The organism is Colwellia sp. (assembly GCF_013214175.1).
Classification (GTDB): Bacteria; Pseudomonadota; Gammaproteobacteria; order Enterobacterales; family Alteromonadaceae; genus Colwellia.
This window is the reverse complement of the sequence record NZ_JABSPA010000006.1, coordinates 274646-289118: the sequence shown is the minus strand read 5'-3', so window position 1 is coordinate 289118 and position 14473 is coordinate 274646. Positions and strand designations below refer to the sequence as shown.

11 protein-coding genes are annotated in these 14473 nt (G+C 39.2%); 7 read left to right on the top strand and 4 right to left on the bottom strand.

What is annotated here, in order from left to right:
- Positions 1-725: 725 nt before the first annotated feature.
- On the bottom strand, positions 726-2738 hold the full coding sequence (locus tag HRT55_RS15635) for an acyltransferase family protein (RefSeq protein WP_291622764.1): 2013 nt from the start codon (positions 2736-2738) through the stop codon (positions 726-728).
- 92 nt (positions 2739-2830) lie between these two features.
- On the bottom strand, positions 2831-2974 hold the full coding sequence (locus HRT55_RS15630) for a hypothetical protein (protein ID WP_291622762.1): 144 nt from the start codon (positions 2972-2974) through the stop codon (positions 2831-2833).
- A 304-nt stretch (positions 2975-3278) separates the two neighbouring features.
- Here HRT55_RS15630 and HRT55_RS15625 point away from each other — a divergent pair, with 304 nt between their 5' ends.
- From HRT55_RS15625 to HRT55_RS15595, 7 genes are all read left to right on the top strand, one after another.
- On the top strand, positions 3279-4100 hold the full coding sequence (locus tag HRT55_RS15625; protein ID WP_291622760.1) for a crotonase/enoyl-CoA hydratase family protein: 822 nt from the start codon (positions 3279-3281) through the stop codon (positions 4098-4100).
- A gap of 267 nt (positions 4101-4367) precedes the next feature.
- A complete protein-coding gene (locus HRT55_RS15620) occupies positions 4368-5639 on the top strand; it encodes an HlyD family efflux transporter periplasmic adaptor subunit (protein ID WP_291622758.1) in 1272 nt (423 codons plus the stop codon).
- Positions 5640-5785: 146 nt separating this feature from the next.
- Positions 5786-6526, top strand: coding sequence for an ABC transporter ATP-binding protein (locus tag HRT55_RS15615; protein WP_291622756.1), 741 nt, complete (start codon positions 5786-5788; stop codon positions 6524-6526).
- Positions 6519-7817, top strand: a complete 1299-nt coding sequence (locus tag HRT55_RS15610; RefSeq protein ID WP_291622754.1) for an ABC transporter permease — start codon at positions 6519-6521, stop codon at positions 7815-7817. Before HRT55_RS15615 ends, HRT55_RS15610 begins: the two co-directional genes overlap by 8 nt.
- Before the next feature lie 20 nt (positions 7818-7837).
- Positions 7838-9052 carry an FtsX-like permease family protein gene (locus HRT55_RS15605; protein WP_291622753.1) on the top strand — a complete coding sequence of 405 codons (1215 nt, stop codon included), beginning with the start codon at positions 7838-7840 and terminating at the stop codon, positions 9050-9052.
- 114 nt (positions 9053-9166) lie between these two features.
- A complete protein-coding gene (locus HRT55_RS15600) occupies positions 9167-10474 on the top strand; it encodes a sigma-54 dependent transcriptional regulator (RefSeq protein WP_291622751.1) in 1308 nt (435 codons plus the stop codon).
- A 34-nt stretch (positions 10475-10508) separates the two neighbouring features.
- Positions 10509-11843 (top strand): ATP-binding protein, encoded by a 1335-nt coding sequence (locus tag HRT55_RS15595; RefSeq protein WP_291622749.1) that lies wholly within the window; start codon positions 10509-10511, stop codon positions 11841-11843.
- A gap of 98 nt (positions 11844-11941) precedes the next feature.
- Here the strand turns inward: HRT55_RS15595 and HRT55_RS15590 are convergent, their stop codons facing one another.
- Positions 11942-12892, bottom strand: a complete 951-nt coding sequence (locus HRT55_RS15590; RefSeq protein ID WP_291622747.1) for an LPP20 family lipoprotein — start codon at positions 12890-12892, stop codon at positions 11942-11944.
- Positions 12893-12932: 40 nt separating this feature from the next.
- Positions 12933-14462, bottom strand: coding sequence for a hypothetical protein (locus tag HRT55_RS15585; protein ID WP_291622746.1), 1530 nt, complete (start codon positions 14460-14462; stop codon positions 12933-12935).
- Positions 14463-14473: the final 11 nt, after the last annotated feature.

Here is a 14473-nt window from a genome sequence, read left to right as displayed (position 1 = left end):
ACTCAGAAGTGAAACGCAGTTGCGCCGATGGTAGTGTGGGAGTTCCCATGTGAGAGTAGGACATTGCTAAACTTCTAATTTGTGCGTAAGCACACGAGAAGCCCGATTCGAAAGAGTCGGGCTTTTTTCTGTCTGATATAAAATTATTTTTGTCTAGCGACCATAACGCTGTGGCCGCCTACTCCCATTCACCTTCTATGCCGCAGCGCTTCAAAAGTGTAACGCAGTTGCGGCGGATGCAATAAGCGTGTGGGAGATCTTCTCTTTATGTGAGAGTAGGACATTGCTAAACTTCTAATTTGTGCGTAAGCACACGAGAAGCCCGTTACGAAAGTAACGGGCTTTTTGCTGTCTGGCTTAAATTAAAATCGATTCGTTATCTGCATAAGGTAAACGCAGTTACTCCGATGGTCGTGTGCTTATGTTGCAGGTAAGTCCATGTGCAATCGTTTATCTCTTTGTGTGGAAGTAGGGCATTGCTAGGTTTACATTAAGAGAAACCCGTAAATTCAGTGATGTTTTTTACTTATTTATCTACACATTCAATAATCTATTGCCTTGACTGCTGGGCACAACCCACAGATAGTTCCTTTATGCTTAAGGGGTAATGCTACCGATATTATGATCATATATTGTCATGGAAATGTACCTCAATATGAAGCATTACTTGAGGTGAGTACTTGCACTATTCATCGCAAGCAGCAAAGTAGCCAAACATGTCTGTATTAGTAATCAACAGACTCACCGAGTAGGTTAAAAGGATAGGGAACTCCTTCTTGTTTGATGATTTCTTTACCTAACTTCCATGAGCCGGGAACTGATAAATGGCTTTGGTCAAAATAGAGTGCTTCACCTCTGCTATTATATGCCGAGCAATTATTGTTTCGGCACAAGTAACTGTTAGCGTCAAAGTACTCAACGAAACTGTTTTCTTTGGCAAAGCCCTCTAGCTCTAAATTTATGTTAGCTATTTTTTTATTCAGCGAGGTACTTGGTTTATAACATTGCATCAAGGGAAAGCTCAGTGATCTTGCCATACAATTTATATTGTAGGATCTAATTATCGGCACTTTTCCTAAGATGATCACGTGTTTGTTTTTACCGGTTAAATGAATAACTGTATGATAAAAGTCTGTTAGAAAGTCAGATGATTTTGATTGATAATTTAGCCAAGAAGCAGAAATTATTAACACTTGATAGTCAGCTAGCTTTGTCCATAATAATTTTAAAGAATCACGACAGCTAGCATAGTACTTAATCTCCATGTATTTTCTTATCTTTTGCCTGATAGGGGGACAGGAATTAATTTGAATATTTCGAAATAAGAAACCCTGTTCTAGTGCAAAAGCACCTATCATACCAACATAATGCGCTGCATTAGAGTCTCCTAGTAACAAAACTTCTGGCTCTTCAGTAGTTATATAGGCATTAGCTTGACTATCTATACGGCTAGTTTGACCAATAATACAATTGGTATCCGTAATGTTTTTAGCTTTAATACGGCTTTTTTGGCAAATATATTTATAAGAAAAAGAGGGTTTTACATCGGATAATGCGGCTTGAAGTGTGACTTGATAATTCGATGAAAATTGCCTTAAACCAAAACCATTAATTTGATAAGCAACTACTGCTACTAAGGTAATGCAAGTTGCCGGTATTAAATATTGGCGAGTAATAACTTTGTTGAAGTTGCCTTTAGTATAGCGAAAAGGCTGTTCAATATAGTGATAACTCAACCAGGCAAGTAATAGGGTTAAAGTAAATAATGCGATGTTGGTCATCAAGTTTTGTTCAAATAGGCCATAGCGAAAAAAAGCAATAATAGGCCAGTGCCAAAGATAAGCCGAGTATGAAATGAGCCCGATAAACACCATAGGTTTTAAGGTCAAAAACCGAGTTATAATGTTACTTTGATATTGTCCAGAGAAGACCATACAGGCGGTACCTACGGTTGGTATTAGAGCAATAAAACCAGGGAAAACACTCTCTTCTGAGATAATGATTAAAGATAAAATTACCAACAACAGGCCAACCAAAGATATAAGGCTTAGTGTGGCGGTTGATAGTTCACAGCAACTTCCTTTATGAATGATATAAGCGATAATCGCGCCGACAAGTAATTCACCCGCTCGGGTTGGTAACATGTAATATACTAAGGATGCGTCACTGGCATAAAAATACTGTGCGGCAAAAAAGGATATAAAGGCCGTCAGTACTAACAGCCATAAAAACAGCTTGCTGTGCCTAACAGGATAAAAAATCAAAAGTATTACTGGCCAAACTAGATAAAACTGCTCTTCAACCGCTAATGACCAAAAATGTAGTAATGGCTTCTCATCCATGGCAGCAGCGAAATAGCTTGTGTCTTGTGACAAATAAAAGTGAATGTTGACCATTGAGAGTAATGACCAGATAACCGACTCTGACACTGCTTTAGCATCTTTGGGTAATAGCAGCAGTTGCGAAACTATCAAGACAAATAGTAAAACAGCTAACATTGCTGGGGCTATTCGTTTGATCCTGCGACGATAAAACTCTGTAATTGAAAACTGCCCTTGAGCCATTTTTTCATAGATATACAGTGAAATAAGGTAACCGGAAAGAACAAAGAAAATATCTACACCAACAAAACCACCAGGCAGAATGTTTTTATCAAGGTGAAAGATAATGACGGAAAGCACAGCTATGGCTCTTAAACCATCAATGTCAGCTCGGTATTTATTCGTCTGATTATTCATTACAACCTCTTTATTACTCGCCGATATAACTTGTTGGCATAGCATTACTTTGTTTCTTAATATTTAATTTGTGGTTGTTTTTCTGTATTTGGCTATAGATGCTCAATAGTAAATAATTGAGTATCTTTTAGAAAATGTAAAACATTCTGCCATGACCAAGGGCTCACTGGACGGTATTTAGCGCTGTTATAAGCATTGCTGCTTTGGCCCATTTTAGGACAGATTGATAATGTCATTAGTCCCTAGTTCAGCTGATAGCAGCGAAAGATAAAATTTTAATTTTTTTTCAGGTACATCATGAAAATTCCAAGCCAAATTTAGGTTTTATATGTAAATAAGCAAAGAGTATTCCGTTTTATTTGTACCGCTTTATTAGCCGCTTAGTTAACGTTGTTAGCGGGGGGTTGCATAATGCAAAGCAATGCCGTTCTATTTCTTAAATTGCTAGTAATTCGGCTGTTTTTGTAATCGACATCTTATTTCAGATAAGTTAACTTGGTGGTCATACCAGAAGTTATTAATAATAAAAGCAGATCATCTATGACTAACCAGAACATCGATAAAAGCATTGAACTGCAGATAAGCGATAATATTGCCTACGTCAGCTTCAATAGAGCTAAAAAGCATAATGCTCTAGATATGGCGATGTTTTATGCCATCCGCGAGACTATTAATGATTTGCGGCGTAATCGCTCGATAAGAGCTGTTATTGTTACAGGCAAGGGGGAAGATTTTTGTTCTGGCTTAGATATTAAAGCTGTGATGAAGTCGGCAAAGGCGCCATTACAACTGTTGTTCAAGTGGTTACCTTGGCATGCGAATCTAGCGCAGTACGTTTCGGTTGGTTGGAGAAAGATACCGGCACCAGTGATCATGGTTATTCATGGTCGTTGTTGGGGAGGAGGATTGCAGATAGCACTAGGCGGTGACTTCCGTATTGCTTCGCCTGATGCTTCAATTGCTGTTATGGAAGCTCGTTGGGGCTTAATACCTGATATGGGCGGAACTCTGGCATTAAGGGAGTTGTTATCATTAGATAATGCCAAAGAGCTCGCTATGACTGGGGAAACTATCAGTGGTGAGCAAGCACTTAACTATGGTTTAGTTACTCATGTAGATGCCAATCCCTCTGAAAAAGCATTACAACTAGCCAGAGCCATTTGCCACCAGTCACCCGATGCCGTAGCTGCAACCAAAAAACTCTATAATAAAAGTTGGTGGAGTAAACCTGGTTTTGCACTTGCGAGAGAGTCTTATTATCAAATTAAAATTTTATTGGGTAGGAACAGAAAAATTAAAAGCTATAATCAACTTCACCAAGATGAAAAGCCAAGGGAGTTTGTTAACAGACAAAATTGGTAGTCAGTAGTCCTACCATCATCATTAACCTCAAGCATTAATGCAACTTAACTCCAGCTTGAGTCTAACGCTACTTTTCTGAGTACTTCACTATTCGACAGTGTCCGTATGCTGTCCAGCGGACACTAACGGACAGGTAGAGTGTCCGTTCGGACACTCTGTTATTTTCACGTAAATATTATCCCTTTAATTACAATTAGTTATAAGTATTCATGTTTTGGCATTGAATCTGCAACACTAGGTTATCAAAAGTTAACTTAGAAGAATTACATGATTGCAGGAACAAGTGGACAGGATGAAGTAATTGTTAATCCTAAGAAAATTCCAGTAAAGAAAATATTACTGAGCTTAACGGTTTTATGTGGCCTTTCTTATCTTACTTTACCAACCCTGTCTCAGTGGTACTCTTCAATTCCGACTATTGACAGTAACACCGTTAACATAAACACAGTGATTCGAGGAGACCTTATCCGTGATGTGGTGGTTTCTGGTAAAGCTGTTGCGGCCAATGCTCCACAACTTTATAGCACTGAAATTGGTAAAATAACGCTGCTAGCCAAACCAGGGGAAGCGGTGCAAGAAAGCCAAATTGTTGCTCGCTTGGTTAGCCCGGAATTAGACGCCCTAATCAAACAGCAACAAACGACCCTTGAGCAATTAAGCATTAACGCCAACCGCGGTGTCTTAGCAGATAAAGAGGCGCAGCTTGACCTTGAAAGTAACATGAATACCGCGCAATCTAGCTTAAATGTTGCTAAGCGCGAATTTCAACGGGCAGAAATATCTTACGCTAAACAAATTATTAGTGAAGTGGATTGGCTAAAAAGCCAGGACGCGGTAACTGATGCCACCCGTTTATTTGAACATGCGCAGAAAAGAGTGTCATTTGCCAAAGAGCGTTTACATTTCGAACAGCAGCATAGAGTGTTTTTGGTCAAAAAAGAGCAGCTGATCCTTGATGAATTATCGCGTCGTTATAATGCATTAGCCATTAAGGCACCGGTAAGTGGCGTGGTAGGTAACTGGCTGGTAGCGCAGAAAAATACCATTGCAGCTAACACCGCGATTATGACCATTGTCGACTTATCTGAGTACGAAGCAGAGTTAAGTGTACCTGAGTTCTACGCTGATGATTTAGGTCTAGGTCTGGAAGTCGCAATGAAAATTTCTGGAGTTTCAATACGCGGTGAAATTATAGCAATTTCACCGGAAGTTAAAGGCAATCAAGTCACCGTGCGAGCGAAGATTATAAATTCAAAGAAAATTCAATTAAGACAGAACCAACGTATTAACGCCCGCATTGAATTCGAGAAAAAAGAAAATGTGCTTATGGTTAAACGTGGTGCCTTTATAGGCTCATTTGGTGGCAAGTTTATCTTTAAAATTGTTGAAGACAGTTATGCCAACAAAATAGCGATTACCACGGGGGCAAGTAGCGTTGAATATATCGAAATTACTTCCGGTATAACAGCTGGCCAGCAAGTGATTACTTCAGACTATGACGATTTTAATAAAGCCGAACAAATTTACCTAGGTGGTTAAATAACTTGGGGGGTGATCAAGCCTCCCTAAAATAAACACTAATTTACTAGACATACAAACTATCAAACAAATAAATAAGCCAAGGCTTAGTGGCGCATGTTTAGCCTAAGGCAACATGTAAGAGCTTAATACAAAAGGAAAGTACTATGCTTAAAATGAACAACATCTCTAGAATTTATCAAAGCGATACCATTCAAACACACGCACTACGAGACTTCTCATTAAATGTAAAAGCAGGGGAGTTTGTCGCGGTAACAGGGCCTTCAGGTTCGGGTAAATCTACTTTTCTGAATGTCGCCGGCTTATTAGATAACTTTGACCGCGGCCAATATGAATTAGATGGTGTTAGCGTACAAGGTCTAAAAGATGACGAACTATCACGCTTAAGAAACGAAAAAATTGGTTTCATTTTTCAAAACTATAACCTTATTCCTGATTACAGCATTTTTGACAATGTTGACATGCCGCTGCGTTACCGTGGTTTTAGTGCCAGTGAGCGTAAGCGCCGAGTTGAAGAGGCGCTAGAAAAAGTAGGTTTAGCTTCAAGACTTAAATATCTACCAAGCCAACTATCAGGTGGACAACAACAACGTGTTGCTATTGCTAGAGCGCTAGCGGGAGAACCGAAAATCTTATTAGCCGATGAACCAACAGGTAATCTCGATTCATTAATGGCGCGACAAGTGATGGAAATATTACATGATCTTAACAAAGGCGGCGCTACCATTATTATGGTAACGCACGATCCTGACCAAGCCCGTGAAGTGAGTCGAAATGTGCAGGTTATTGATGGCCAACTCGCTGACTTTAGAATATACGCTCCGCTAGATAGATCTACAGGCAAAACGGTAAGTGCAGCAGTAAAAGAGGAAATGGCTGATGCGTAGCAATAGCATGTTTGCTTATAACTTATCATTAGCAATGCAAAGCTTTAAGCGCGCGCCGACATTGTATTTCTTAATTATGCTTACCTTGTCTATCGGTGTAGGAGTGCTTTGTGCAAACCTGGCTTTGGTAAACTCTATGGCGAGCGACCCTATACCAGAAAAAAGTGACAAACTCATTCACATCAGTATGAATACTTGGCCAGGGGATCAGCCGCCAGATGAACCAATGCATATCTTGCGTTACCGCGATGCCATGAAAATTGCGGAATCAGATATTCCTAAACGCAGTGCAGTATTTTATGCCTCGGGTGTTTATGCACGAGATGTTGACTCAACAAGCATGAAACGCTTTGATTCAACAGTAAGAGCAACAACACCTGGCTTTTTTAAATTAACTAATGCGCCCTTTGCTTATGGCTCGGCCTTTGAAAAAAGTCGTGGCATGGAAGTAGTTATTGGTGATGACTTAAATCAAAAAATATTTGCCGGTAAAAATAGCGTAGGTAAAACCTTAGAACTTGATGGAGAGCTGTTAACCATTGTTGGTGTATTAAAACCATGGGTATTAAGACCTTTGTTTTATCATGTTACTGAAGGACGAGCTTTTAACTTAACCGACGATATATATGCACCACTTGAAACAGCAATAGACTTAGGTTGGTCGATACATGCCAGAAGCTCTTCTGCGGATAATTATTCAGGTGTTGAAGATACTCGTGATAAAAACGCTTATTACTTACAAGCTTGGGTTGAACTAGACGATATACACCAGCGCTCTGCAATGCAATCTTACCTTGATAATTACAGTCAACAACTTAAAGATGCCGGAGAGCACCCTCTTGCGACAAGAAATGAACTGCACAATGTTAATGAGTGGCTAACGGAAAAAAAGGTGGTTGACCAAAAGGTACTAGCCTTCACCATAGCTTCAGTACTGTTCTTAGCTGTCTGCATTTTCAATGCCAGTAGCTTATTACTATCACGCTTTCATGCGGCAAAATTTGAGGTTGGCTTACGTCGAGCGCTTGGGGCAAGCAATCGTCAAATGTTGATGCAAGGCTTAACTGAAAGTGTGTTATTAGGCTTATTCACCGGGGCGATAGCATTAGTATTGAGTTGGTTGTTTCTTAAATTATCAGTACAGTTTTTACCACGTTTAGCCAATATTGCTGTGTTAGAGCCTAAGTTACTTGTGTTAGGTATGTTATTGGCATTAGTTACTTCAATTGCGAGTGCGTTATACCCACTATATCGCGCCAATCGTTACACCATTTCAGCTGAACTTAAATAGCTAGTTAGTAAGGGATACTCATGAATATTAAAGCACTACTTAAATCCTTATTGTTAAGAAAATTTACCACGGGATTATTAATCTTACAATTAGCTATAACCTTAGGTTTGTTAATCAATAGCGCTATTTTAGCGTTAGATACTAATGAAAAATTGGCACAAAAAACCGGCCTTGATGCCGAAAATATCTTGATTGTATCCTTACAACCAACGTCGGGAAATTATCGTGACCTAGACTATTTCCGTTCTATCGTGAGTGAAGACCTGCAAACACTGCACAAATTACCGGGCGTTGAAAGTGTTTCGCTTGTTAATCAGTTACCTATTAATAGACGAGGCATGTTAGGTAATGTTTATGACTTAGATGATCCAGAGAGTGTGCGTAAAGATAAATACCTACAAGACGTGAAAATTTTTCTCACCAATGAGGAGCTTGGGAAAACGTTAGCATTAGCATTAGTGGAGGGCCGATTTCTAACTAAAGATGATGAACTTGATTTTGGCAGTGAGAAAAATGGCAATGTACTTATTACTGAGTCATTAAAAAAAGCGCTATATGGCGAGGGTTCAGCGCTCGGGCAAGAGACTAATAATGGCCGTGTGGTTGGCGTCGTTAAAGATATAATGCTCGACCCTACCATTCCAATTGATAAGCAATATGGGGTTTTTGGTAATCGTGTGATGGAATATGTATTTACTGGGCGAAATTACTTACTAAAAGTGACCGCTGGCCACATAGACAAGGTACGTAACCAAGTCAGCGATACTATATTAGCCGTACAGCCTGAACGTGATATATACAGAGTTATCACCATGGCTGAACACCTGCAGCGTTTTTATCGCCATGACAAAGGCTTAGCACAATTGTTCTTAATGTTATGTGGCTTAATGATCTTTGTTACCGCTATCAGTAGTTATGCTTACTCACAATTTCATATCTCACGGCAGAAGAAGTTCATTGGTATTAGACGTGCGTTGGGAGCACGTAAAAAAGATATTCTTTTATATGTGCTAACAGAAAACTGGTTGGTATATAGCATTGGCTGTGTCTTAGGTTTGGGTATGGCTTTAGCATTCAATATTTTGTTGAGTCAGTATATTAGCTTGAGTAAACCAGATATGATGTTGTTTTTATTAGCAAGTGCAGTCATTTTTGTTGCCGGTACATTAGCAACTCTGATCCCCGCGATAAAGACCAGTAATATTCCACCGGTAATTGCTACGAGAACGGTGTAGGCGTGATTTTAATCGCGCAGTTTTTGTAAAAATTCTCGTAAGAAAGGCGCGAATAAATTCCTAAGTGATGCGCGAACAAGTTCCCGCCTACAGAATTAATGCAAAAGGAACAGAATGACACAAATATTAATCGTTGATGATAACCCTGATATCCTGGAAGCGCTTGAGTTGTTATTGAGTTTGCACGGGTATAGGGTATTAACTGCTGAAAATGAGAAACAAGCATTAATGGCGGTAGCTCATCAAAGTGTTGATCTAGTTATTCAAGATATGAACTTCGCCCAAGGCATCACTTCCGGTAAAGAAGGTAAATCACTCTTTAAAGCCTTAAAAGCGCTAAATAATGATTTACCTATCATCTTAATCACCGCGTGGACACAATTAGAAACCGCAATTTCATTGGTGAAAGGTGGCGCAACTGACTACCTACAAAAACCGTGGGACGATAATAAGCTACTTGAACTGGTCGCCCAATATAGTCAAAAATCTCAAACAAAGCTTAAAGACAAAAATAGCATTGAGAACAACAAAAACTCAGCAGAAGATTTTATTTATAAAAGCCAAGCAATGTACACGCTAATAGCACAGGCAGGCAAAGTTGCTGACGCTACGGTAAATGTATTAATTACCGGCGCTAATGGTGCAGGTAAAGAAAAGCTGGCTGATTATATTCACCAACAATCGCCACGTTTTAATAATGCCTTTATCAAAGTGAACATGGGTGCCTTACCCCATGAGCTGATGGAAGCAGAGTTGTTTGGCGCGGAGAAGGGCGCTTTCACTGGTGCGAATCAAGCGCGTATTGGGCGTTTCGAAGCAGCAGATGGCGGCACGTTATTCTTAGATGAAATCGCCAACTTACCCTTGTCGGGTCAGATGAAATTACTGCGTGTATTGCAAACCGGTGAATTTGAACGTTTAGGCTCTAGCACAACCATAAAGGTTGATGTCAGAGTATTGAGTGCCACCAATGCCGACTTAACGTTAGCGGTGCAACAAGGTACCTTTCGGCAAGATCTCTATTATCGTTTAAACGTTATCGAGTTGCATTTACCCGAACTAGCACAGCGGCAAGCGGATATTGTGCCGTTAGCTGAGTACTTTATTGGTAGTGACTACTCACTTAACGATGAAGCTAAGCATGCATTAACAAACCATGCTTGGCTGGGCAATGTACGTGAATTAGAAAATGCTTGTAAACGTGCGTTAGTTTTTGCCAACAATAACATGCTAGCGCCGAGTGATTTTCAGCTAGCATCAAGTTTAGTAACTTCAACGACCAATGAAAAAGAGCACATCGAACAGGTATTGATTAAACATAATGGCGTAATCAAACATAGTGCAGCCGAGCTAGGTTTAAGTCGACAAGCGTTATACCGCCGTATAGAAAAATATCAGATAGATGTCGAGTCGCAATGTTAGCCCTTATTTTAGGTACTACTTTAGTTGAACCGCTATGTTAATTATCCAATTGATCCTGCTCAATATTGTCTTTATCGCTAGTTTCATACTGTTATTGCCTAGTGAACCTGGATTATTTTCATTAACCTCAATATTATTGATTACCTTAGCTGCACTATGCTATCGCTATGATCAGAAAAACAGTCAACAAAACCAGCAAACCATACAGTCGTTATTACATGGCTTACGTAATTTACAAGACGGTGATTTCTCTATTAGCTTGGCCGTTCCTAAAGAAAACAAAGCTAACAAAGCAAATAAAAACCAAGCCGAAGTATTGACGCTGTTCAATCAAGTGACGGATAAGTTAAGACAAGAAAAACAATCTATCTATCAACGAGAATTACTACTCGATAAAGTGGTGAATGCCTCCGATGTTGTCACGGTATTAGTGAACCACAGAGATACCATTATCTTCGCTAATCGCGCCGCTGAGTACTTTTTTAAGCAAAAGAGTATGTTGGGTTTGTCTTGGGCAATTCTATTAGCAGAGAAGCTGCCTGAACTCATTCCGCATCATGATAAAGACAATGCCATTATTCAGTTACTGCTAAATGATAATAATGTTAATGATGATCTGGTTAAGGCTACAGCTAAAACCGAGCAAAGCTGGCACCTATCTCGTCATCATTTGAAATTGCACGGCAGTCGGCATCAATTAACCTTACTCAAACCCTTAACCCAAGCCATGCATCAGCAAGAGTTACAAACGTGGAAAAAGGTCATACGCGTTATTAACCACGAACTGAATAACTCAATCGCACCCATAAGCTCTATGTGTCATAGCGGTAATATCCTAGCAAAGCGTTTAAATGAGCCACAACTAATACGAGTGTTTGCCACTATCTCTAAGCGGATAAATAAGTTAGCTGAATTTATTCAAAGTTACAGTCAGCTAGCGCGATTATCGAGACCACAAAAACAAAACTTTGATGTAATCAAAACCTTAAAGCAATTACAAGAGTTGTATCATTTTAGCCTTAGTTGCCAAGAGACGAGTTTAATGTTTTCAGGTGATGAGAGCCAAATTGAACAGTTATTAATAAACCTACTGAAAAATTCCCAACAAGCATGCCCAGATAAAAGCAGCGTCGTACATGTAGCAAGTCAACAGGGTACATTAGCTATTACAGTGAGAGATTTTGGAGCAGGTATGCCAGTAGAAGTACTGACGAAAGCCTTCTTGCCTTATTATTCAACTAAAGCAGATGGCAGTGGCATAGGTTTAAGTATTTGCCGGGAAATTAGTGATGGCCATCAAGGTCAAATTACCTTAAACAACCATCCCCAAGGTGGCTTGCAAGTAGAAGTGCATTTACCGCTAAATTAGTGCCAAATAGCTCAGCGGTAAATAAGATTAAGATGAAAAGCATTGCTGTGTTCTGAACTAGCTTTAAAATTTTTAGTCTTATAGTGATATCTCTAAAACTACTCTTTAAATATTGTTTTAATAATATATGCTTCTAAATTATTAGCGATATGCTTCTCTAGCCTTGGAGTTAACATCGACTCTTGTTGGGCTGATATTTTAAAAGGGAAAAGTAATTGTTGCGTGGTGTTTTCTCCATCACTAACACTAATATGGATATTACCCCTTAGCCAAAACCAACCACCTTGAGATAATACCGGTTGTTGTTCTACTTTTCCCAGTAAGACTATTGGAGAAGTTTGAGATAAGTTCACACCTAAATTAGCGGCAGATGCACTTAACTGTTTACTTAGAAAACTGTCATCACTACTTATTTTGAAGCTAAGCTTGGCTAATGAACTTTTGATTAAATTTGCGATGTCGGCACTGGTGGTTTGAGATATTATGCCTTTATTTGCCACTAGCACTAAGTTCCTATTATCATTTTCACGCTGCTGCTGGGCAGTATGAGCTTGCTCAAGTGCCTTTAAGGCCTTAAAGAAATTAGGCGCTTCATTCTTCGCATACGACAAGTTACCTGACACTTTACGATCAAGTTGTCTGATTGATTCTCTAAATATTTTAGCTGCCGGTAACTTTTCCATTACTGCGACTGCATAACTTTGCCCTTGTGGCTCTTGATATGTTTCTTTTATAACGGCGCCTTTTAATTGCTGGTTCGCTGTTGCTGAAATAAAGCGCGTTACTTCATTGTGAGTTTTACCTTGCTCAGTAGAGAAGTAGCTTTTATCTATTTGTTCTTCGGATATTGAAACTGAAAATATACGCGATAAATTTGCTAAGGCTATTTGCTTTGCTTGTTCAACATCACGCCCCTGGCCAACAGCTGCTAGGTATTGGCTTTGTGGGTAAACCTTTGCTGGTTGAGTGAGCCATTGTGGTGGTTGATTTTGTGTTGAGCTACAAGCAGCAATACTTAATACCATTAAAATACTTAAAAGTTTTTTCATTTTTTATCCTTGTGCTGTTTATGCGATTAATATCATTACGTTAAAAGCTCGCTATATGTATTTTATTTGTCAAGCTAGAGAGAAGAACTACCGCGTTCTTATTCGTTGAATTATTTATTTTTGCTATATTCGTTCTGGTCTTTTTCATTGTCGTAGGACTTACTTTCAAGATATTTTCATGCAATGCTCTTGATTTAGCAGTCATACTCTCTGTTATATGATTTCTTGAAATAGCTTCTTCGAGACTTTCTTCAGCGGAAAGCTGGTTGTCAGAAGTACTATTGTCAGTAGTAGTATTATTAGTAAGAGTGCTTTCAAGGGGGTATATCTCTATCTCTTGAACTTGCTCTATTTGCTGACCGTTAGCTGCATCGATAAACTGTTGGCCGTATCTGCTGGATAATTGTAATGTCGCAGTTGTTTCATAACTGATGGCAATTTGAATTGAAGAGGGCAATAGGCTCCAGTGACGAAGATCAGCAACTTCAGACATAATAGTCAAAATATTTGCGAAAGCGCCAAGTACATTATCTTTTTTATTTAGTTCTTTAACTGTTTGGAATTTAGCGCCTGCTCTAGCAAGTGCCATAGCCGATATAGCTGGCATTCTTGCTTGTAGATCCTCTCTGGCTCGTTTTTCAATAGATTCTATACTTTGAGTAACTATTTCACCCTCTTCCGAATGAATGTAAAAAGGATATTCAACATAGTTATTTCGAGGGAACTTTGGTAGTGCTACTGATAAGTAGACATCATCTATATCCCACCAAAGTGTAGATTTAGCTTGCTGCATTTGTGTGACAACACCGTCAAAAGCAAAAACAAACTGTTTATTGGTATAGTGCTTAGATAAACCTCGACTAAATTGTTTTTGGTAATCTTTTGATTCATCTGCGAGGCCAACACGCGAAGTTAAGTCAATAAGGCTTTGTTGCAAGGGGGCGGGTATTGTTTCTTTTCGTGTTGTTAAAATATTAAATGCCATTCGATAACTGATGAGTGAGCTATCATATTCGTCATTTAATTCATAAATGACGCCTGCTAGGTAGCGAACAAAGGCTAACTGCCCTTGGGTTTGATCAGTTTCAGCTAATTTATTCATTTGCACGTCAGCTTGTAATACCTCAACCCTAGCGCCGTTGAGATCATTATTTAATAGGTAAGCCATTGCCATCATACCATGTACTAATACTTGGTCTGTCGGCCAACCCGAATAGTTTCTAAAGGTTTCATTGACGGTAGCAGAGGCTAAATTTTCAGATATTGATATCGCTTGTAAAGAAGTCATGGTCTGCTTGGCTTTTTCAAAATTAGTTATCGCATTTTGATAGTCACCACTGACAAGTTGTAAGTAACCTAAGTTAAGCTCGTGCTGTGCACTACTTCGCTTATCAACTTTTATTGCTTCGAGTTTAGTTAATGCAGTTTCAATGGGTAGATTATGTCTGAGTTGATTAGCAACCTCAGACACATCTCTATTATTTGCAGCGCATCCAGATAAAATAAAGCAAAATAAAGCCAATAAAAATATTGAAGGTTTTACTGTCGTCACTATGGCTACATTACCCAATGAATACTCCT

Bases quoted from the DNA above. Each gene is read 5' to 3' on its own strand.
- HRT55_RS15635 (WP_291622764.1), bottom strand. From the start codon at position 2,738: ATGAATAATCAGACGAATAAATACCGAGCTGACATTGATGGTTTAAGA.
- HRT55_RS15630 (WP_291622762.1), bottom strand. From the start codon at position 2,974: ATGACATTATCAATCTGTCCTAAAATGGGCCAAAGCAGCAATGCTTAT.
- HRT55_RS15625 (WP_291622760.1), top strand. From the start codon at position 3,279: ATGACTAACCAGAACATCGATAAAAGCATTGAACTGCAGATAAGCGAT.
- HRT55_RS15620 (WP_291622758.1), top strand. From the start codon at position 4,368: ATGATTGCAGGAACAAGTGGACAGGATGAAGTAATTGTTAATCCTAAG.
- HRT55_RS15615 (WP_291622756.1), top strand. From the start codon at position 5,786: ATGCTTAAAATGAACAACATCTCTAGAATTTATCAAAGCGATACCATT.
- HRT55_RS15610 (WP_291622754.1), top strand. From the start codon at position 6,519: ATGCGTAGCAATAGCATGTTTGCTTATAACTTATCATTAGCAATGCAA.
- HRT55_RS15605 (WP_291622753.1), top strand. From the start codon at position 7,838: ATGAATATTAAAGCACTACTTAAATCCTTATTGTTAAGAAAATTTACC.
- HRT55_RS15600 (WP_291622751.1), top strand. From the start codon at position 9,167: ATGACACAAATATTAATCGTTGATGATAACCCTGATATCCTGGAAGCG.
- HRT55_RS15595 (WP_291622749.1), top strand. From the start codon at position 10,509: ATGTTAATTATCCAATTGATCCTGCTCAATATTGTCTTTATCGCTAGT.
- HRT55_RS15590 (WP_291622747.1), bottom strand. From the start codon at position 12,892: ATGAAAAAACTTTTAAGTATTTTAATGGTATTAAGTATTGCTGCTTGT.